The sequence below is a fragment of the Streptomyces sp. NPDC041940 genome (assembly GCF_055589465.1).
Genome location: NZ_JBVJBP010000028.1, coordinates 90,039 through 109,863, shown reverse-complemented (window position 1 = coordinate 109,863; position 19,825 = coordinate 90,039). Strand labels below are relative to the sequence as shown.

Below are 19,825 nucleotides of genomic sequence, written 5' to 3'. Positions count from 1 at the left end.
GTACCTCAGGCCCCCTTGGCCGCGGTGCGGACCAGGACGAGGCCGCCGTTCGGACCGGGAACCGCGCCCTTGATGAGCAGCAGACCCTTCTCCGCGTCAACGGCGTGGACGGTCAGGTTCTGGGTGGTGACACGCTCGTTGCCCATGCGACCCGCCATGCGGAGGCCCTTGAACACGCGGCCCGGGGTGGCGCAGCCACCGATGGAACCGGGGGAGCGGTGCTTGCGCTGGGTGCCGTGTCCGGCGCCGAGGCCCTTGAAGTTGTGACGCTTCATGACACCGGCGAAGCCCTTGCCCTTGCTCTTGCCGGTCACGTCGACCTTGAGGCCGGCCTCGAACACCTCAGCGGTGATCTCCTGGCCGAGGGTGTACTCGCTGGCGTCAGCGGTACGGATCTCGACGAGGTGGCGGCGGGGAGTGACGTCGGCCTTGGCGAAGTGGCCCTTGAGGGGCTTGTTCACCTTGCGCGGGTCGATCTCGCCGAACGCGATCTGGACGGACTCGTAGCCGTCGACGTCGTTCGTGCGGACCTGGGTGACGACATTGGGGCCGGCCTTGACGACGGTGACCGGAACAACGCGGTTGTTCGCGTCCCACACCTGCGTCATGCCGAGCTTCTCGCCCAGGATGCCCTTGATCTGCTTAGCCATTCTCAGATCACCGGCCTTCAGAGCTTGATCTCGATGTCGACACCGGCCGGGAGGTCGAGTCGCATCAGAGAGTCAACGGTCTTGGGGGTCGGGTCGAGAATGTCGATCAGGCGCTTGTGCGTGCGCATCTCGAAGTGCTCGCGCGAGTCCTTGTACTTGTGCGGCGACTTGATGACGCAGTACACGTTCTTCTCAGTGGGCAGCGGCACCGGGCCCGCGACCGACGCACCAGTGCGAGTCACCGTCTCGACGATCTTCTTCGCCGAGGAGTCGATGACCTCGTGGTCGTAGGCCTTGAGCCGGATGCGGATCTTCTGTCCCGCCATGGCTACTCAGTAGTCCTGTCTCTCGTAACGCTCTGGAACCCGGCGGATTCCTTCTGCTGCCTTCGTTCCTCCGACCCACGCGGTCGGGCGTGTCGCACTCTCGCTGACATGGATGCCCCTTGTTCGAACATCCCTGCGGGATTGCACACGGCCCTGCCGGAACCGCGAGCCGGGGGCGGAAGGCCCACCGGGTGCCTGGCCGGTGCCGCGCTGACACTTCCCGGAAGATTCCCGTACGTCCGCCTCAGCGCTGCCGTATGGCAGTTGGGGCGACGAGTACTGTGGGACTCGCTTCCAGTCCTCCCGGCGGGAGGCGCGCAGCATCAACACTCGACCGAGCAACTCGGACAGTCTGCCATATGGGGCGGGGGGGACGCCAATCGAGCCGGAGAGAATACCCCGGGGGTGACTTAGGTCAAACCGGGGCTCGCAATGACACCCCCCGGGGAGCGGAGACGTGTAGATCTTGGACGATGAGCCCCCTGGTACGGCGCATCGCTGAGAGACCCGGTCGCCTCCGTGCCGAGGTGCCGCTCGCCACGCTCGTATGCGGCGTCCCGCTCGGCGGGATCATGAAGCGCATCAGACTTACACCCCGCCCCGGGTCCCCGACCGGGCTGCCACAGCCGAGTTCCCTCCATCAGCCCCGTCGGCGCAAGGCCTTCCAAGCGTCACCGACCGCGTAGGTGATCTCCAGCCGCCAGGTCTCCAGTTTGTCCTGCACCTTGGACACGACCTTCCACCACTTGAGCCACAGCGGCAGCCGCCGGAACGACACGTGGTCAAGGGTGTCGTCGATGGCGTTCACGGCGATGCTCTTGCGGCCGGGGCCTTCCGCCCGCAGCGCGGCGTACAGCTCTGGGGTCAACTCGCCGTTGAGTCGTGCTGCTGCGCCGGCCGCAGTGAACGCGAAAGCGCGCTGAGCGACGTCCGGCAGTTGCATCGCCCGGACAATCCGGGGCGACGCATCCTCCAGCGAACAGTTGAAGGCCAACCCGATCACAGCCGTCCCAAGAGACCGCTCGCCGCGCTCGAACGCCGCGTCCACCTCGGCGGGGTCGTCTATGCCCAGCAGACCCTCGCCGCTCTCCCAATCCCATCTGGACGCCATGACCGGTCTTCCTCCTCCACCTGTCACCCGTCGCACTTGGGCGGGAGCACCTTCTGCTTCTTCTTGTTGTTGATCATTCCGGCCCTGACGAGCTTGGTCAGGTGGTTCTCCTTGACAGCGCTGGAGGGGTACGAGGCCTGAACGTGGCCATGGTAGATCTCCTTGACGATCTTGCCGTTCTTGTCGGTTTCGTAGTGATGCCGGTCGAGGACCACAATCTCGTTGTTGACGTGATCCACGCCGATGCGCCGGAAGTCATTGGGTGTGCTGCCGTCGCCCCGAGTGATGGACCGGTCCAGCGCGGCCTGACCGTTCGAAGGGGCACGACCGATCTCGCCCTTAGCCGACGAGCTGCTGCTCGAACCGTGCTTGTCGTACGTCGAGTCGTCGTAGACGCGGATCGGCTCGCCGTCCTCCAAACCGAGCGGGTCGCTCCAGCGGAGCGGGTTGCCGACGTACGCGTGGCGGTTCGGGGCAGGGACCAAGCCGAGCGGGTCGGGCGAGAGGTAGCTGGCGGTGTCCGGGTCGTAGTAACGGGACAGGTTGTAGTGCAGGCCGGTTTCCGGGTCGCGGTACTGGCCCGGGAAGGACAGCGGACACAGGCCGCTGCCGTCGTCGGCCAAGGGCCTTCCCCACAGGCTGGTGGCGGACCGCCAGGCGATCTCGCCGTCCTCAGTGACGAGTTCACTGGGGGTGCCGACCAGGTCGGTGACGATCGCGTAGAACTGCCTGTCGACATCGTCCGGGGCGTCCGGGCGCCACCGCCTGCGCAACTGTGCGGCCGCCCGGTGGGTGCCCGGCTCCCAGTCCCACGTGTCGGTCTCCACCACCCCGTCCCGAAGCCTCTGCTGCTCAGCGAGATTGGTTGAGTCCCAGGTGAAGAGGGTCTCGTCGACCACCGCGCCGTCCGCGTCCACTCGGTTCTTGGCGGTGCGTCTGCCGAGTACGTCGTAGCGGTAGTGCCACACACCGTTGTCCGGTGTCTCGGCCTCGACGAGCCGGTCCTCGGTGTCCCAGGTGTACGTCCAGATCCTGCGCAGCCCGGACAGGGTTCGCCGGATCACGCGTGCCACCCGCCCCTGAGCGTCATGCTCGTAGGTGGTGCGGCCCGCCGCGGTGGCCTTCGTTCCGGAATGTCGCAACGTCCCCTGCGCATCCTGTCCACCAGGGCCAGGGTGAGTGGCAGCCTTGAGATTGCCCAGGTCGTCGTAGGCATAGGTTTCGGTCCAGGAGGTGGCCGATACCTGGGTGACACGGCCCGCGCGGTCGAGATCGAACCTGCGGGTGCCGCCGAGCCGGTCGGTGACCGCTGCGACGTGGCCGTCCTCGCGGTAGGCGTACGAGCGGGCCTGCCGCACGTCGGCTTTCCCTTGCGTATCGGCGCTGATGACCTGTTCGACGAGGCGGTGGCCAGCGTCCCATGACTGTGTCAGCATCGCGACACCGGCCAATCCGCGAGCGGTTTCCCGGCCAGCCGCGTCGTGGGTGAAGGTCAGCTCCCCGCCGTCGGTGACGAGCGACTCGGGCAGACCCGCCGAGTCGTACGACCAGTGCGAGGTGGCACCGGACGGCGTAGTGCGCCGTGTCCGCCGGCCCAACAGGTCGTACTGGCTGCTGACCGTACGGCCGTCGACGGTCTCGGTGACGATCCTGCCCAGGGCGTCGTAGCGGAAGGCGACCTGCTGCCGGGGTTCACGGCTTCGATCAGACGACCGGCCGCGTCGTAGCTCAGGGTGGTGATCCCATCGGCGTCAGTCCGCGCCGTCACCACCCGCCCGGCAGCGTCGCGGGTGACGCGCGTTGTCTGCCCGCTGCCGTTGGTTCGCTCGACCTGACGGCCAGTGGGATCGAGGACGTAACCGAGGGTGCGACCATTGAAGTCCGTTTCACCGATCAGACGGCCTGCCGCGTCGTACCAGTAACTCCACTCGTCGCCAGATGGGTTGGTAACGCCGACGAGTCGCAGCTCCGCGTCGTGAGTGAAGCGGTAGCGCGTGCCGTCAGGGTCGGTCCGGGCACTCGGCAGGTCGAAGGCGCCGTACTCGAAGGCGGTGACGAAACCACCGGCGTCACGGTGGGACATGAGATTGCCCTCCGCATCGTAGGACCAGGTCTCCCTGAAGCCGTCGGCGCGCTCCCGCCACAGGAGCCGACCCTCCGGGTCCCATCTCTGGCGGACAGTCCCACCGACCGGATCATCCATCCGCACGACGCGGCCGAAGGCGTCCCTGTGGACGGTTACGACGCTGCCGCGCGGGTCCACGACCTGGACGGGCAGTCCGGACTCGTCGGTGGCGAAGCGGAACGTGTCGCCGAGCGCGTCGGTCTCGGCGATCCGGTGCCCTCGTTCGTCGTACGAGTACTCACTCACGGCTCCCAGCGGATCGGTGCTGGTGAGCAGGTTGCCCCGACCGTCGTAGGTGCGCTCCCAGCGAGCCCCGTCGGCTTCCGTGACGGCGACGGGCAGAACACCGTCGCTGTACTCCACCTGCACGCCTGTCCCGTCCGGCCGGTCGATCCGGACCGGCTGGCCGTGCTCGCCCAGGATGAAGCGGGTCATCTTGCCCAGCTCGTCGGTACGGGACAGCAGCCGTCCGTAACGGTCCCATTCAGAATGTGTGGTGTGACCGAGAGGATCGGTCTCGGCGACGAGTTGACCCAGCTCGTTGTGAAGGTACGTCGTCGTGTTGCCGAGCGCGTCGGTGTATCGCGTCTCGCGGTCCTCGGTGTCGTACTCGATGGTGCACGAAAGGCCGCCATCGGCGCCCTCGCCGCGGATGCAGCGATCCAGAACGTCGAAGGTGAAGCGATACCAGTAACCGTTGCGGTCGGTCCACGACGTGATGCGGGCACGATCGTCGTAGGTGAGCTTCCGCGGCAGGCCACTGGAGTTGTAGATCTCGGTGAGGTCGCCGTCGGAGCTGTAGCCGAAGCTCTTGAGGACCGTGCCTTCGGGGCCGGCCTCCGGGTTGCGCAGACGAAGCCGAGTGACACGGCCATCGGTTGTGTCGACATGCAAGTAGCGGCCGCCGGAGTCACGCACCGCGACGGGCGTGCCGTCGGCATCGCGATCGAAGTCGATGCGGAAACCGCTGTCGTCAGTGATCGCGGCCAGGGGCAGTGAGAAGGCTTCGTCCACTGCGACCGGGTTTTTCCCAGGAGCGAAGTGGCGGGTGACGCCAGTGGTGGGGTCGGAGATGCGCACGGGAGCACCAGGTAGGCCATCCCAGTCCAGCGGCCAACGCGGGCCCTCCAGCGGCATGACCGATGTGCCCGGTCGGGGCACCGGGTAGAAGAGCAGCATTCCGTCCTCGGTAGCGAAGACGGCTCCTTCATCGTCCAGCTCGAGGCGTTCGTCCAAGGTGGAGGCCCAGGACGGTCCGAAGCAGCGGCCGTATTGGTAAGTGGACAGATGAGTGCGACGGAGTACCAGTGGGAGCAACCCAGGCAACTCGACATCGGTCTCTTCCATGAGCATCTCGCCGGAGACCATGTCGATCGGATCGCCGTTCTTGCAGCGCCCCTTGGACGGCTTGGCCTTCGCCGCAGCATCGTCGGCCTCTCGCCGAAGGCCTTTCCCGAATCCCTTGGCCATGGCCTTCAGGCCACCCTTGCCAACGACTTTGAGCCCCTTGGCCAGACCACCGAGAGTGGTCAGGCCCTTCATGCCGGGTATGCAGTCCAGCGCGGCCAGCCCCACATCCCATAGGGACGCCTGCCCCTTGGAGTATTTGTAGAGCGTGTCGGCGAGGACGACTGCGGCGGCGATCAGCACGATCGCACCCAGGATCGGACCACCGATGATCATCGCGACGATCCCGACCACAGCGACGACGACCTTGCACACCGCCACGATGGTGTCCCAGTTGTCGACGAACCAGTCGCCGACCTCCTCCCACCACGACCTGTTCTGGATCCCGGCGTCGGAGGCCTCGTCGATCTTCGACTTCGCCTCGCGGGCCGCGTCCTCGCGCATCTTGCGCGCGTCCTCGGCCATCTTCTTCGCCGCCGCCAGCGCGTCCTGCGCGTCGGAGACGTCCGACTGCGCCTTGGACTGGGCCGACTTGGCGTGCTGCACATCCCGGGTGGCGGCGCGGACCTTGGCCTCGTCCGGCTTGTCCGCGTCCGACTTGCTGCCGGTGGGGTCGTCCTTGTACTTGTCCGCTTCCTTGCCAGCCCGCGTGACCCATGAGTCGGCGGAGGCGAGTCGGGACTGGGCGGAGGAAAGGGTGTCGCGCGCCTCGCGGCCCTTGCGCAGCGCCTTGTCCGCCAGGGACTGCGCCCGCTCCAGCTTCGGCCAGAAATCGGAGAGCGCGTCGCCGCACATCTCGTACGACTTCTTCAGCTTCTTGAGGTTCTTCGGGACATCCGCGAAGTCCTCCTTGAACACATCCGCGGACTTGCCCGCCCACTCAAGGAGCGTGCCCTCCCCCGCCATGCCCTTGACCAGACGCAGCCCCTCGGAGACATCGTCGGCGAAGTCGTGCAGATGCTTCGCGAGCGTGCGGACGCGTTGCGGGTCGCCCGGCGTCGGGTCCTTGTCCAGATCCAGGACATGCCAGTCCGTAGGCCTGTGCCCTGCCATACCGCAACCCCCGTCACACGCACATCAACGTCAACAACCGTATGCACACGTAAACTTACAAGGCACAACCGTTCGACGGAAACATGAGCCCCCCCCCACATTGCGGACGGCGTCCGAGCACGGCCCGCTCGCCGCGACTTCACTGCCACATCCGGGGGTTGAGAGTGGCAGCGACGAAGGAGTCGCCGGTGGTGACGGTGAGGTCAGGTTGTTCGATGCGCAGCGCAACCTTCTCGCGATCGAACTGACGGAACTCGAATACGAAGTGTTCGGCGATCGCAAGACGATCCAGGGGAAACCCGTCGAGATCTACCGCCCCATTCGCACGGTCTGCACCCTGACAAAGGACTGACACGAACAGGGGGAAGTGTTCCGCCTCCAGTACTCGATCCGCGTCATGGATCACACCCACGATCCCGACTCCGCCCGTCACGGCACCGCACAGGTCATCCAGGCAGTCCACCACGGAGTCCCAATTCCTCCCGAAGTAGCCGGGGAACTGCAGGACCTCCGCGAAGGAGCTGTAGACCCCCTCCTCGGTGATCAGGTCGCGGGAGTCGAAGTGGTGGACACGCCCTCCTTTCGCCTCCAGCCCTGACAGCTGCCGTTGAATGCCGGTATCTCCTCGCGCGACGAAGATGACCCAGGGCTTCGATGTCCCGGTGATGTCGACACCGGTCATTGCCTCATCACGCCTCCGTGAACCGGAACGTCGACGTGATCGCGTCGAAGATGTCGAAGAACGAGTCCGCGAGGTCGAGGACCTGGCTGCTGCCGGCGACCAGGGCCACCTTGCCCTCCTGGCCCGGCACGGGGATGTACGTCTGCATCAGGACGGCACGGATGGTGCGGTTGAGGGCGTCGCCGGGTACGGCGATGTCCTCGATGCCGTGCGTGCGGGCGGCGGGACCGACTCCGGGGATGTCGACCGTCGTCACCTTGCGCCAGGAGTCGCCCTCCCGCTTGGCCTCCTTGACCGCGAGCTGGCTCGCGATGACAGAGGGGTCGTTCGAGAGTGGCTCGCCCCGCTCGTTGCGGCCGCCGACCAGGGAGACGGTCACCGAGCCGGTTATCGGCGTCTCGCCGCCGAAGTTCTCCGCCATGCAGCCGCAGTACAGCGCGCCCGACTTCCAGGCATCGGCGGCGGCCTTCTGGAGGAAGTCGACGTACGTGCCGCGGTACTGCTCCAACTCCGGGCGCTGCTGCACACGTTCGCTCACCATCCGGCGGATCGAGTCGTCCCGTGACTCCGGCCGTACATCGAACTCCCACCACGTCTCCGGCACCTTGATCCGGAAACCGCCCCGCTCGACGGTCAGAGTCTCCATGTAGCGGGCCATGACGCCGGCCTCCCCGTTCGCTCGCTCACGCGATGTTCGCTCGATCACTCGTGCGCACATCGTGCCACTACTTCTCCAGCGTCCAGAACGGCGAGTCCTTCGGTGGTGCGGGGCGCACGGGGTGTGTGCTGAAGTCGATGTCCGCGTCCGCGGTCGGGCTCCCAACCGGGACACGGTGCTGGTCGTCCGGGCCGTAGTACACCCCGTAGGCCCAGTACTCGGGCAGCTCGTGCCCCATGAGCTGGAGGTCCAGCGCGACCCACTCCCGCGTCCCGTACGACGCGTTGATCCTCGCGACCGCCTCCGCCCGGGAGATACCGATGCGCTCCACCAGTACGTCCGCCATCTCGCGGAAGTACGCCAGCATCTCCTCGTCGAGCGGCAGCACGAACTCCGTGCCCGTGGTACCGGCCGTATCGCACGCCCCGAAGGAGACGAGCCAGCGCAGGCGCCTGACCTCCGCCACGAGCAACGGCACCGTCTCCCTGGCGGTGGCGGCCAATACCGGATCCGGAGTCGAGGCGACGCACAGTTCCTCGATCGCGTCCAGGTCGAGGTGGTCGTCGCGAGCCGCCGCTTCTGAGGTCATGCTCCATTGTCGCGGCATGGCAGCGGCCGATCTGCGGAGGAGGGGGCTGTCCCCACCTCCGTCCACCAGCCCGCCGGATGGCCCGCCTCCGCTCCCCCGGGCACCGTAGGAGATACACGACCACACAACGGGGGAACCGATCATGCGAACCGTCACGGCCACCGTCCTCACCCTGGCCCTCGCCACGGCGGCGGCAGCGCCCGCCACCGCCGGCCCCGGCAGGCCCGGCATCGACGGCGTCTGGCGCATGGACGGATACGGCACCGTCCTCTCCCTCGACGGCGACACCCTTCAGGAGTTCCAGACGACGTCCGTCAGCTGCGTCAAGGGCGAGGCCGCGCGGAGGACCGGCCCTGGCGCGTACACGACCGCCGACGGCACCGTACTGACCGTCCGCCCCGGGCCGGGCCGGGACCGTGCCACCCTCGGTGCGGACAGTTCGGTCGGGCACCGCGCGCTCCAACGGATCAAGGAACTGCCCGCCGACTGCAGCCGCCCCACGCCCAAGGACCCCCGCACCTCCTTCGACGTCTTCTGGCACTCCTTCGCCGAGAACTACCCCTTCTTCGCCGCCAAGGGCATCGACTGGCGGGACGTCCGGGACCGGTATCGGCCCAAGGTGCACAAGGGCACCAGCCGCGAGGAGCTCTTCGAGGTCTTCAGCGACATGGTGCGGCCTCTCTACGACGCCCATGTCGCCGTCGAGGACGGGGACCTCGTCTTCGCCCAGGTCCGCCCCGGCACCGAGGTGCCCAGCCCTCAGCTGGACGCCAAGGTCAAGAAGTTCGTCGTCGAGCGCGACCTCAAGGGCGCCCCCTACCGCCAGGACTTCGCCAACGGCCGGATCACCTACGCCGACCTGCCCGGCCGCGCCGGCCAGGGCTATCTCCGTATCTCCGGCTTCGGCGGCTACGCCTCCGAGGACGCCCCGTACTCCGCCGACCTCACCGCACTCGACAAGGCCCTGGACACCGTCCTCACCAAGGACCGCACCCAGCGGCTCAAAGGCCTGATCATCGACCTGCGCATCAACGGCGGCGGCTCCGACGCCCTCGGCATTCGGATCGCCGAGCGCCTGACGGACACGCCCTACGTCGCCTACGCGAAGCGCGCCCGGAACCATCCGAGCGACCCGGCCCGGCACACCCGCCCCGAGCCCATCCGCGTCACCCCGGCCGACGGGACCCACTACACCGGCCCCATCGCCGTACTCACCGGAGGCTCCACTGTCAGCGCCGGCGAGACCTTCACCCAGGCCCTGATCGACCGGCCGGGCCACACCGTGCGCATCGGCCGGCCCACCCAGGGCGTCTTCTCCGACGTCATGGAACGCGACCTGCCCAACGACATGACCGCGATCCTCCCGAACGAGGAGTTCCTGAACCGGGCGGGGCGGACGTACGACGGCACGGGCATCCCGCCGCACCTGACCGAGCCGGTGTTCACGAAGGAGGAGTTCGAGAAGAGGAGGGACTCCGCATTCGACCGGGCTGTCGATGTGCTGCGGGGTCGGGCTTCAGCAGGGCGCTGACCTCGACGCTGTCGGGCCGCCCGCTTCTTTGCCAGTGTCGTGCTTCCGCGGCCCGCCTCAAGGGCGCTGCGCGTCGGCTTCGCCGATCGGCCTTCGTCCGCCCCTTGACCCGGGCCGCGGAAGCACGTGAGAGAAGCGAGCGAGCGGCCCTGAAACGCGGGTGGCCCAGGTCTGTCGGCCCGTAGGTTGCTTGCGTTGCCGCTCGGCGTAGCAGGCGCGGTCGCGTTTTCGCATGCACGCCGGGTTCCGGTTCGACGGCGGCAGAGGGTCTCCGAGGGGGAGTGGAGCGGTTGGGCCATTGGCCGGCTGTGACCACCGGGGGCTAGTGGCCCGAAGGCTCCAGTTCGGAGATTCCCGACACGAACCCCGCCCAGGTGGTGAGGGAGAGCGCCAGGCAGGGGCCCCGGTCTTGCTTCGAGTCCCGGACGTGGACCAGCGACTCCCGCGGCGGAAGGGCCTGCGCACGGAGGGTTCCGTACGGCAGCTCCAGAATGCGGAGATGCCTCAGTGCCTCAGGTCAACTCGAGCCGCCCCCGGCCAACAGCAAAAGGGCCCGCACGACCGAAGTCGTACGGGCCCCTTCGAGCCACTCAGGTCAGTAGACCCTCAAGCCAGTCCGAAGACTTACTTGTTGATCTTGGTGACCTGGCCGGCGCCCACGGTCCGGCCACCCTCGCGGATGGCGAACTTCAGGCCCTCCTCCATGGCGACGGGCTGGATGAGCTCCACCTTCATCTCGGTGTTGTCACCCGGCATGACCATCTCGGTGCCCTCGGGGAGGGTCACCACGCCGGTCACGTCCGTCGTACGGAAGTAGAACTGCGGGCGGTAGTTGTTGAAGAACGGCGTGTGGCGGCCACCCTCGTCCTTGGACAGGATGTAGGCCTGCGCCTCGAACTCGGTGTGCGGGGTGACCGAGCCCGGCTTGATGATGACCTGGCCGCGCTCGACGTCCTCGCGCTTGATGCCGCGGAGCAGCAGACCGACGTTCTCACCGGCCTGGCCCTCGTCGAGCAGCTTGCGGAACATCTCGATGCCGGTGACCGTGGTGGTGGTCTTCTCGGTCTTGATGCCGATGATGTCGACGGTCTCGTTGACCTTGAGGACACCACGCTCGATACGGCCGGTGACGACCGTACCGCGACCGGTGATCGTGAAGACGTCCTCGATCGGCATCAGGAAGGGCTTGTCGACGTCGCGCTCCGGCTCCGGAATCGCGGTGTCAACGGCGCTCATGAGCTCCAGGACCGAGTTGCCCCACTCCTTGTCGCCCTCAAGGGCCTTCAGAGCGGAGACCTTGACGACCGGAACGTCGTCGCCCGGGAACTCGTACTCGGAGAGCAGCTCACGGACCTCGAGCTCGACGAGCTCCAGGATCTCCTCGTCGTCCACCATGTCGGCCTTGTTCAGGGCGACGACGATGTACGGAACGCCGACCTGGCGGGCCAGGAGCACGTGCTCCTTGGTCTGCGGCATCGGGCCGTCGGTGGCGGCGACCACGAGGATGGCGCCGTCCATCTGCGCCGCACCCGTGATCATGTTCTTGATGTAGTCCGCGTGACCGGGGCAGTCGACGTGCGCGTAGTGACGCGTCTCGGTCTGGTACTCGACGTGCGCGATCGAGATCGTGATACCGCGCTGGCGCTCCTCGGGAGCCTTGTCGATCTGGTCGAAGGCCGAGGCCTCGTTCAGCTCGGGGTACGCGTCGTGCAGCACCTTGGTAATGGCGGCCGTGAGGGTCGTCTTACCGTGGTCGATGTGACCGATGGTGCCGATGTTGACGTGCGGCTTAGTCCGCTCGAACTTCGCCTTCGCCACTGGGGTCCTCCTGGGAGTGGTTCTGGTACGCCTTACTCATCGGCGCCAGGTGATCTTTGCTGGAAAGCCCGGGCCCGGGGCATTCTCGCCACGATTGTGACGGAATGCCCCTCAAGGCTCCGGAGTCAAGCCTACGGCGTGTAGACGCTGTGCGTTACTCGCCCTTGGCCTTCGCGATGATCTCCTCGGCGACGTTCCGGGGAACCTCGGCGTAGGAGTCGAACTGCATCGAGTAGCTTGCGCGACCCGAGGTCTTGCTGCGGAGGTCTCCGACGTAGCCGAACATCTCCGAGAGGGGCACCAGGCCCTTCACGAGGCGGGCACCGGCCCGCTCCTCCATGGCCTGGATCTGGCCACGGCGGGAGTTGATGTCGCCGATGACCTCACCCATGTAGTCCTCGGGCGTGGTGACCTCGACGGCCATCATCGGCTCGAGCAGCACGGGGCTGGCCTTGCGCGCGGCCTCCTTGAAGGCCTGCGAACCGGCGATCTTGAACGCGAGCTCGGAGGAGTCGACCTCGTGGTAGCCACCGTCGATGAGCGTGACGCGGACGCCCGTCATCTCGTAGCCGGCGAGGATGCCGAACTGCATGGCCTCCTGCGCACCGGCGTCCACCGAAGGGATGTACTCCTTCGGGATGCGGCCACCGGTGACCTTGTTCACGAACTCGTACGCGGCGTCGCCGCCCTCGATCGGCTCGATCGCGATCTGCACCTTGGCGAACTGGCCGGTACCACCAGTCTGCTTCTTGTGCGTGTAGTCGACGCGCTCGACGGCCTTGCGGATCGTCTCACGGTAGGCGACCTGCGGCTTGCCGACGTTGGCCTCGACCTTGAACTCGCGCTTCATGCGGTCGACCAGCACCTCGAGGTGAAGCTCGCCCATACCACCGATGATGGTCTGGCCGGTCTCCTCGTTGGTGTGGACCTGGAAGGACGGGTCCTCCTCGGCCAGGCGCTGGATCGCGACGCCCAGCTTCTCCTGGTCACCCTTCGACTTGGGCTCGATGGCGACCTGGATGACCGGCGCCGGGAAGTCCATGGACTCCAGGATGACCGGGTTCTTGTCGTCGCTCAGCGTCTCACCGGTGGTGGTCTGCTTGAGGCCCATGACGGCGACGATGTCGCCGGCGCCCACCGACTCGATCTCCTCACGCTTGTTCGCGTGCATGCGGTAGATCTTGCCGATGCGCTCCTTCTTGCCCTTCACGGAGTTCAGCACGGCGGTGCCGGACACCAGACGGCCGGAGTACACGCGGACGAAGGTGAGCTTGCCGAGGTGCGGGTCGCTCATGATCTTGAACGCCAGCGCGGCGAGGGGCTCGTCCTCCGACGGCTTACGCGCGATGACCTGCTCCGGGTCCTTGACGTCGTGGCCCTCGATGGCCTCGACGTCGAGCGGGGTGGGCAGGTAGCGCACGACCGCGTCGAGCAGGGGCTGGACGCCCTTGTTCTTGAACGCGGTGCCGCAGAACACGGGGGTGACGGTGGTGCCGTCGCTCTTGCCGGACGCGATGGTGATACGACGGATCGCGGCGTAGAGCTGCTCCACGGAGGGCTCGGTGCCCTCCAGGTACAGCTCCATCAGCTCTTCGTCGTTCTCGGCGACGGCCTCGAGCAGCTTGCCGCGGTACTCCTCGGCAGCCTCGGCGTGGGTGTCCGGGATGTCGACGGTGTCGTACATCTCGCCCTTGGTCGCCTCGGCCGACCAGACCAGGGCCTTCATCGTCACGAGGTCGATGACGCCCTTGAAGTCCGCCTCGGCACCGATCGGCAGCTGCATGACCAGCGGCTGCGCACCAAGGCGGTCCGAGATCATGTCGACGCAGCGGTGGAACTCCGCGCCGGTCCGGTCGAGCTTGTTGACGAAGCAGATACGCGGAACGCCGTAACGGTCGGCCTGACGCCACACCGTCTCGGACTGCGGTTCGACACCGGCGACACCGTCGAACACCGTCACAGCACCGTCGAGCACACGCAGGGAGCGCTCCACCTCGACGGTGAAGTCGACGTGCCCCGGGGTGTCGATGATGTTGATGGTGTAGTCGTTGTCCTCGAGCGGCCAGTGACAGGTGGTCGCAGCAGACGTGATCGTGATGCCACGCTCCTGCTCCTGCTCCATCCAGTCCATCGTGGCAGCGCCGTCGTGGACCTCACCGATCTTGTAAGACACACCGGTGTAGAACAGGATCCGCTCGGTGGTGGTCGTCTTGCCCGCGTCGATGTGGGCCATGATCCCGATGTTGCGGACCTTGGCCAGGTCAAGTGAAGTGGTAGCCATAAGGCTTCAGTCTTCTCTCGGTCTCGATGTGGGTAGCGACTACCAGCGGTAGTGCGCGAAGGCCTTGTTGGACTCGGCCATCTTGTGGGTGTCCTCGCGCTTCTTCACAGCGGCACCAAGGCCGTTGGAGGCGTCGAGAAGCTCGTTGAGCAGACGCTCGGTCATGGTCTTCTCGCGACGGGCGCGGGAGTAACCGACCAGCCAGCGCAGCGCGAGCGTGTTGGCACGACCGGGCTTGACCTCGATCGGAACCTGGTACGTCGCACCACCGACACGGCGGGACTTGACCTCGAGGGTCGGCTTGATGTTTTCCAGTGCGCGCTTCAGCGTGATGATCGGGTCGTTGCCCGTCTTCTCACGCAGACCCTCCATGGCGCCGTAGACGATGCGCTCGGCGGTGGAGCGCTTGCCGTTCAGCAGCACCTTGTTGATGAGGGAGGTCACCAGAGGAGAACCGTAGACCGGGTCGATGATGACCGGGCGCTTCGGGGCGGGGCCCTTACGAGGCATTCTTACTTCTCCTTCTTGGCGCCGTAGCGGCTGCGGGCCTGCTTGCGGTTCTTGACACCCTGGGTGTCGAGCGAGCCGCGGATGATCTTGTAGCGAACACCCGGCAGGTCCTTCACACGGCCGCCGCGCACGAGCACGATGGAGTGCTCCTGCAGGTTGTGTCCCTCACCCGGAATGTAAGCGGTGACCTCGATCCCGCTGGTCAGACGCACACGCGCGACCTTACGCAGGGCCGAGTTCGGCTTCTTCGGGGTGGTCGTGAACACACGCGTGCAGACGCCACGACGCTGAGGGGAACCCTCGAGTGCGGGCGTCTTGTTCTTCTCGACCTTGTCCTGCCGGCCCTTACGGACCAGCTGCTGGATCGTAGGCACTACTTCTCCGGTTTCTGTGTGCCGAATGGTGAAGCTAACCTGGAACGTCGCCGACCCACGCGGTCGGGTGTGTCGAATCCCGCGGACTCCCGCCGCGAGGCAGAAAGAAGCGCAGATTGCGGTGGCCGGTAACAGCTCGCGATGCGGTTGATGGCACGCACGAGAGCCAGGGCACACCCCAGGCACAAGGTCTGAGCGTACCTATCGCATTCGCTGCGGTCAAAACAAATGGGTGACGCCCGCATGGTTATGCGGAGCATGTCAAGACCCCAGGCCGTTCAGCCGGACGTACAACCCGGACGTTCAGCCCGCCGCGATGGACACCACCGTCAGCAACACCAGGACGAGTGCCCAGCCTGCCGTGGACAACCATCCGAGCACCAGCCCGGTCAGCGCGAGCCCGTCCCCCAGCTCGCCCCGGCTGCGGATCTCGGCCCGCGCCACATGCCCCAGCACGACGGCCGGGATCCCGGTCAGCCCCATCGTCGGCACACAGAGCAGCCCGCACACACCCGCCGCGACCGCCTTCCCGTTCGTCGGAGGCCGCGGCACCGGCAGGAACGTCCGCGCCACGGGCACGGCGCCCGCCGACTGCGGCACCGGCCCCTGCGGCAGATCCGCGACGAGCAGCGCCAGCTCCCCCACGGTCCGGGCCCCGTACGCCCGCGCCACCCGCTTCTCGAACTCGTCCCGCTCCATCCGCCCCTCGCCGTACCCGGCTCTGAGCACGTCCACGGCCCGCTCCCGATCGGCGTGCGAGGCGAGCAGGGAGGGGGCGCCGGGGGCTTGCCAGGGGTGCCAGGGCGGGTAGGGGGGCTGGGACACGGAGCACCTCCGCGGGAGGCTGAGTTCTTCCATGATGCGCCGAAGGGACGCTTCCGGCATCGGTGCACCGGGGCGAGGCGCCGTTCGTCAGCCACGCGGCCGAATCACGCCCGTTTCCTCCATGGTCGTTTCCAGTACGTTGACGCCAGTACGACGCCTGTACAGGGCAGGCATCGGCACAGGTGAACGCGGGGGTCGGCGGAATGACCGGGGGGCAGACACGCGCGTGGGACGACGACGGCGTCCCCTTCCTCGCCCGGCTGGAGCGGGAGGACCGCGCCGCCCTGCTCGCCATCGGCCGCCCCCTCGGCTACCGGGCACGGGGCGTCATCCTGCACCAGGACGAGCCCTCGGCCCACGTCCTGCTCCTCCTGCACGGCTGGACCAAGGTCACGGCGATCGCCGCCAACGGCTACGAGGCACTGCTCGCCCTGCGCGGCCCCGGCGACATCATCGGCGAGGGCGCGGCTCTCAGCGGCCGCGGCCGCTCGGCGACTGTGACGGCCCTGGAACCGGTCGAGGCGGTCGTCATCGACCAGAACCGTTTCACCGCGTTCGTCTCGGACCACGCCCGGGTGGCGCTGCACCTGCTGAGCCTGTCCACGGACCGGCAGCGGTCGACCGATCGCCGCCGGCTGGAATGGGCCGCGCTGACCGTGCGCGAGCGGCTGGCCGTCCTGCTGCTCGAACTGGTGCGCACGCACGGCAGCCGGACGGACGAGGGCGTCGAACTCACCATCGGGCTCAGCCAGCAGGAGTTCGCCGGTTCCGTGGGCTCCTCGCGTGAGGCGGTGGCCCGGCTCCTCAAGGAGCTGCGGGACCGCCAGGTCGTCGCCACCCGGCGCCGCCGCATCGTCGTACTCCGCCCCGACGTACTGCGCCGCATCGCCGGCGACGCCTCCGCCTGACGCACATCCCCGCCCGCCGTTCCATGCACACGGTCACACTCCGTCCGTGTCATCGGCCCTGCGGCCCTCGCCCGCGACCCGCCATCGTGCTGGACGACGGACACCGACGTGCGAGAGGCAGCCATGACCGACCCCGTGTACCGCACGATCCTCCTCTTCGACATCGAGCAGTACGGCTCACGCGACGACGTGGAACAGGCGTTCCTGCGCCGCGTCCTGTACGACGTCGTCGACACGACCCTGCTCGACGCCGCCGTCGACGAGACGGCCCGGCTGCGCGCCGACCGCGGCGACTCCGTGATGGAGCTGATCGACACCGCGGTCCCCGTACCCGCCCTGATCAAGACACTTCTGACCGAGACCCCCGCCCTCCTCCACAACAAGAACCGCCTCCTGGCAACCAGCGCCCGCATGCGGCTGCGCATCGTCCTGTCCTCCGGCTACGTCGCCGTCGACGAACTCGACGGCTGGGTCGGCTCCGACCTCAACCACGCGGTCCGCCTCCTGAACTCCGACCCCCTGCGCGACGCCCTGAAGCAGCGCGAGTCCGACTGCGTGCTGTGCGTTTCGGAAGGGATCTACCAAGGGGTGGTACGGCACGGCCCGCTGGGCGTGCGGCCGGAGGAGTTCCATCGGGTGACGGTGGGGACGAAGGAGGGGCCTACGGTGGCTTGGGTGCACGGGGAGCCGGGCGCCTCGGGGCCTCCCGAGGCCTCCGCTTCCGAGGCCCCGGACACCCCCGCGCCCCAGAGCGACGGCGTCCATATCCACGGCGATCAATACGGTCAGGCGGGCGGCACCCTCCACGGCGGCCAGCACTTCGACTTCACGGGCCGCGCCCGGGACGAGCGCCGATGAGCCAGGAGGAGAACCCGACCGACGCGGCGAATCCGGCCGAAGCGCAGGACGGCGAGAAGAAGCAGGGGGAAGAGGCGGCCGAAGAACAGCCGAGGCAGGAGGCGTGGGCCGCACGCCGGGACCTGATCGCGCACGCCCCGGACTTCGTCTCCACCCTCGTCACCCGCGACCAGTTCGGCCAGGCGGGCGGCACGCACTACGGCGACCAGCACTTCCACTTCGGAGGCCGGGCCGAGGCGCCTCTCCCGCTGTCCGGGCCGATACCGCACGCGGAGATCGAAGATCTGCAAGTCGTCTTCCGGGGCTGCCAGAGCTTCGACGAGGCTCTCAAGCGCCTGCGGGACGACAGGCTCGTCATCCTGTCCGGCGGACGTGAGACGGGCCGCCGTACCGCCGCGCTGATGCTGCTGCACCGGCTGGGCGCCGACCGGTTGCGCTCCCTGGATCCCCCCGCGTCGTTCCCGGCGCTGGCCGACCAACTGGACGCCTCGGCCGGATACGTCCTGTGCGATCTGCCGGTCAGCCGAAACCGCCCCCTGCGCGAGGCCCAACTGCTCTCTCTTCGCGAGCGGTTGGAGCGCGCCCATGCCCGTCTGGTGATCACCGTCGAGCCCTCGGCGTCGCTGAGCGGCCTGCCCTCCGTACGGTGGGAGCCGCCGCCGGCCGAGGACCTGCTGCACGCCCACGTCACTCCGGCGACCGGTGAGTCCGCCTGGCCGGAACTGTGCGGACTGACAGCGGTGAAGGAGTTTCTCACCCGGTACCACCGCCCGGACGAGATCAGGCAGTTCGCGCTGCGGCTCGTCGCACACCATCGCGGCCAGATCGACGAGACACAGCTCGCTGCCTTCGGCGAGACCGCCGTGGCGACTCAGGTGACCCGCTGGCTCACCGAGGAGAAGCCCGAGCTGAACGACAAGGCGTTCCTCGTCTCCCTCGCCGTCTTCGACAAGGCGCCGTACGCGGTGACGGCCGAGCTGGCCGACGGCCTCTTCGTACGCCTCCACAACATCCAGAATCCGAAGACCCAGCCGTCCATCCCCGTCTTCGGCAGCTCCCGCGAGGAGCGGCTCCGGCTCGCGCAAGCCGACGGCTATGTGACCGCTGAGGTCACCGAGTGGGGTCCCCTGAAGGGCAGGTTCTGCGCCGCCTTCCGGGACGAGCGGACGGCTCCGATGCTGCTGGAGGAGGTGTGGAACCTCCACCCGTCCGCGCGCCCGGCCTTCGCGGAGTGGATCCGCAAGCTGGCGGATGACCGCCGCCCGCTCGTGCGGACCCGGGCGGCGTCGGCAGCCGCGCTGCTGGCCAGGGCCGATCTGTCGTCCGCCATGGCCCATCTCATCGAGCCGTGGGCGGACGGCCGTAAGCCTCACGCCTGGCTGACAGCGGCCAACGCTCTCACCATGACCCAGCTGCTGGATGTGCCGGCCGTCTCCCGGATCCTGCACGACTGGTGCGTCGGCGACGTCGAGAGCCGCCGCTGGACGGCCATCCGTGCCTACGGCCTCCTGGGGCCGGTGCACCATGAGGAGACCCTGGCAGCACTCGTGGACGCCATGCACCGGCCACCGCCCGCAGAGGCCGCCGGTGTCCAGGAGGACGGGGAGCCACCGGAAGAGGCCCGTCAGCTCGCCGACGCCCTCGAACTCCTCCTCCTCGCCGTACGGGACCCCGTACTGACCGCCCTGGACGAACTCCGCCGCACCGACCGCATGGTCCGCCCGCACGCCCTGCTCGCCTTCCTCCAGGCCTGCCGGCAGACGGAGGACGACGACAGCGACCGTCCGCCCGTCCTCGCCTGGTACGCGCGGGCCGCGGCAGCCGAGGACCCGACCGCCGCCCTGCAGCTGGCCGCTTTCTGGGACGCGCTGCTCACCGACCGGACGCACAACCCGAAGGCGCTCGGCGTCCTGCGCGGCTGGGTCCGCGGCGCCGACGACGATCCGGAGACCGAGTCGGCCCTCGCCTCGCTGCTCGGCGCCCTCGTCACCACGCCCACCAACCGGCGGCGCGTCAGCCACCTGCTGGGCACGGTCCGCGACTCCAGGGGAGCCGTCACACCGGCGGCGGACCGGCTGAGCAAGCGCCTAGCCCTCGACTGACCCGCCTTCGGAGGCCG

18 protein-coding genes are annotated in these 19,825 nt (G+C 67.8%); 4 read left to right on the top strand and 14 right to left on the bottom strand.

Features of this window, described 5'->3' with window-relative positions:
- Positions 1–5: 5 nt before the first annotated feature.
- From rplC to ACZ6I3_RS34935, 8 genes are all read right to left on the bottom strand, one after another.
- A complete protein-coding gene (gene rplC, locus ACZ6I3_RS34970; protein ID WP_030839681.1) occupies positions 6–650 on the bottom strand; it encodes a 50S ribosomal protein L3 in 645 nt (214 codons plus the stop codon).
- 17 nt (positions 651–667) lie between these two features.
- The gene (gene rpsJ, locus ACZ6I3_RS34965; protein WP_003948644.1) at positions 668–976 is read right to left on the bottom strand and encodes a 30S ribosomal protein S10; all 309 of its coding nucleotides are present in this window, start codon (positions 974–976) and stop codon (positions 668–670) included.
- Between the two features lie 640 nt (positions 977–1,616).
- On the bottom strand, positions 1,617–2,087 hold the full coding sequence (locus ACZ6I3_RS34960) for a hypothetical protein (protein WP_469420199.1): 471 nt from the start codon (positions 2,085–2,087) through the stop codon (positions 1,617–1,619).
- A 23-nt stretch (positions 2,088–2,110) separates the two neighbouring features.
- Positions 2,111–3,445 carry an RHS repeat-associated core domain-containing protein gene (locus ACZ6I3_RS34955; protein WP_469420198.1) on the bottom strand — a complete coding sequence of 445 codons (1,335 nt, stop codon included), beginning with the start codon at positions 3,443–3,445 and terminating at the stop codon, positions 2,111–2,113.
- Positions 3,446–3,579: 134 nt separating this feature from the next.
- Entirely contained in the window at positions 3,580–6,672 is a 3,093-nt protein-coding gene (locus ACZ6I3_RS34950; RefSeq protein WP_469420197.1) for a DUF6531 domain-containing protein, read from the bottom strand.
- Between the two features lie 139 nt (positions 6,673–6,811).
- Positions 6,812–7,354 (bottom strand): barstar family protein, encoded by a 543-nt coding sequence (locus ACZ6I3_RS34945; RefSeq protein WP_469420196.1) that lies wholly within the window; start codon positions 7,352–7,354, stop codon positions 6,812–6,814.
- Between the two features lie 7 nt (positions 7,355–7,361).
- Positions 7,362–8,012: a hypothetical protein gene (locus ACZ6I3_RS34940; RefSeq protein ID WP_469420195.1), complete on the bottom strand. Its 651-nt coding sequence runs from the start codon at positions 8,010–8,012 to the stop codon at positions 7,362–7,364.
- A 67-nt stretch (positions 8,013–8,079) separates the two neighbouring features.
- The gene (locus ACZ6I3_RS34935) at positions 8,080–8,601 is read right to left on the bottom strand and encodes a hypothetical protein (RefSeq protein ID WP_469420193.1); all 522 of its coding nucleotides are present in this window, start codon (positions 8,599–8,601) and stop codon (positions 8,080–8,082) included.
- 142 nt (positions 8,602–8,743) lie between these two features.
- On the opposite strand from ACZ6I3_RS34935, the gene ACZ6I3_RS34930 reads away from it, so the two are divergent.
- A complete protein-coding gene (locus ACZ6I3_RS34930) occupies positions 8,744–10,132 on the top strand; it encodes a S41 family peptidase (RefSeq protein ID WP_469420191.1) in 1,389 nt (462 codons plus the stop codon).
- A gap of 322 nt (positions 10,133–10,454) precedes the next feature.
- Here the strand turns inward: ACZ6I3_RS34930 and ACZ6I3_RS34925 are convergent, their stop codons facing one another.
- From ACZ6I3_RS34925 to ACZ6I3_RS34900, 6 genes are all read right to left on the bottom strand, one after another.
- Complete coding sequence (locus tag ACZ6I3_RS34925) at positions 10,455–10,568, bottom strand: DUF397 domain-containing protein (protein ID WP_469420219.1); 114 nt, start codon at positions 10,566–10,568, stop codon at positions 10,455–10,457.
- A 188-nt stretch (positions 10,569–10,756) separates the two neighbouring features.
- Complete coding sequence (tuf, locus tag ACZ6I3_RS34920) at positions 10,757–11,950, bottom strand: elongation factor Tu (RefSeq protein ID WP_193482362.1); 1,194 nt, start codon at positions 11,948–11,950, stop codon at positions 10,757–10,759.
- 154 nt (positions 11,951–12,104) lie between these two features.
- Positions 12,105–14,231, bottom strand: coding sequence for an elongation factor G (fusA, locus tag ACZ6I3_RS34915; protein ID WP_469420188.1), 2,127 nt, complete (start codon positions 14,229–14,231; stop codon positions 12,105–12,107).
- Between the two features lie 39 nt (positions 14,232–14,270).
- Positions 14,271–14,741, bottom strand: a complete 471-nt coding sequence (gene rpsG / locus ACZ6I3_RS34910; protein WP_003992340.1) for a 30S ribosomal protein S7 — start codon at positions 14,739–14,741, stop codon at positions 14,271–14,273.
- Between the two features lie 2 nt (positions 14,742–14,743).
- Complete coding sequence (gene rpsL, locus ACZ6I3_RS34905; protein ID WP_003948652.1) at positions 14,744–15,115, bottom strand: 30S ribosomal protein S12; 372 nt, start codon at positions 15,113–15,115, stop codon at positions 14,744–14,746.
- Between the two features lie 303 nt (positions 15,116–15,418).
- Positions 15,419–15,940 (bottom strand): DUF1707 and DUF4190 domain-containing protein, encoded by a 522-nt coding sequence (locus tag ACZ6I3_RS34900; RefSeq protein ID WP_469420187.1) that lies wholly within the window; start codon positions 15,938–15,940, stop codon positions 15,419–15,421.
- Positions 15,941–16,143: 203 nt separating this feature from the next.
- Between ACZ6I3_RS34900 and ACZ6I3_RS34895 the strand changes: the two genes are divergently transcribed.
- The 3 genes from ACZ6I3_RS34895 to ACZ6I3_RS34885 all read left to right on the top strand — a co-directional run bounded on the left by ACZ6I3_RS34895 (position 16,144) and on the right by ACZ6I3_RS34885 (position 19,808).
- A complete protein-coding gene (locus ACZ6I3_RS34895) occupies positions 16,144–16,848 on the top strand; it encodes a Crp/Fnr family transcriptional regulator (RefSeq protein WP_469420185.1) in 705 nt (234 codons plus the stop codon).
- A 123-nt stretch (positions 16,849–16,971) separates the two neighbouring features.
- On the top strand, positions 16,972–17,706 hold the full coding sequence (locus ACZ6I3_RS34890; protein ID WP_469420183.1) for a hypothetical protein: 735 nt from the start codon (positions 16,972–16,974) through the stop codon (positions 17,704–17,706).
- On the top strand, positions 17,703–19,808 hold the full coding sequence (locus tag ACZ6I3_RS34885; RefSeq protein WP_469420182.1) for a hypothetical protein: 2,106 nt from the start codon (positions 17,703–17,705) through the stop codon (positions 19,806–19,808). Before ACZ6I3_RS34890 ends, ACZ6I3_RS34885 begins: the two co-directional genes overlap by 4 nt.
- The last annotated feature ends 17 nt before the right edge of the window (positions 19,809–19,825 follow it).

Coding starts and splice junctions, on each gene's coding strand:
- ACZ6I3_RS34940 (WP_469420195.1), bottom strand. CDS start 8,012: ATGGCCCGCTACATGGAGACTCTGACCGTCGAGCGGGGCGGTTTCCGG.
- ACZ6I3_RS34890 (WP_469420183.1), top strand. CDS start 16,972: ATGACCGACCCCGTGTACCGCACGATCCTCCTCTTCGACATCGAGCAG.
- rplC (WP_030839681.1), bottom strand. CDS start 650: ATGGCTAAGCAGATCAAGGGCATCCTGGGCGAGAAGCTCGGCATGACG.
- rpsJ (WP_003948644.1), bottom strand. CDS start 976: ATGGCGGGACAGAAGATCCGCATCCGGCTCAAGGCCTACGACCACGAG.
- ACZ6I3_RS34950 (WP_469420197.1), bottom strand. CDS start 6,672: ATGGCAGGGCACAGGCCTACGGACTGGCATGTCCTGGATCTGGACAAG.
- ACZ6I3_RS34930 (WP_469420191.1), top strand. CDS start 8,744: ATGCGAACCGTCACGGCCACCGTCCTCACCCTGGCCCTCGCCACGGCG.
- ACZ6I3_RS34885 (WP_469420182.1), top strand. CDS start 17,703: ATGAGCCAGGAGGAGAACCCGACCGACGCGGCGAATCCGGCCGAAGCG.
- ACZ6I3_RS34960 (WP_469420199.1), bottom strand. CDS start 2,087: ATGGCGTCCAGATGGGATTGGGAGAGCGGCGAGGGTCTGCTGGGCATA.
- fusA (WP_469420188.1), bottom strand. CDS start 14,231: ATGGCTACCACTTCACTTGACCTGGCCAAGGTCCGCAACATCGGGATC.
- rpsG (WP_003992340.1), bottom strand. CDS start 14,741: ATGCCTCGTAAGGGCCCCGCCCCGAAGCGCCCGGTCATCATCGACCCG.
- ACZ6I3_RS34895 (WP_469420185.1), top strand. CDS start 16,144: ATGACCGGGGGGCAGACACGCGCGTGGGACGACGACGGCGTCCCCTTC.
- ACZ6I3_RS34945 (WP_469420196.1), bottom strand. CDS start 7,354: ATGACCGGTGTCGACATCACCGGGACATCGAAGCCCTGGGTCATCTTC.
- ACZ6I3_RS34935 (WP_469420193.1), bottom strand. CDS start 8,601: ATGACCTCAGAAGCGGCGGCTCGCGACGACCACCTCGACCTGGACGCG.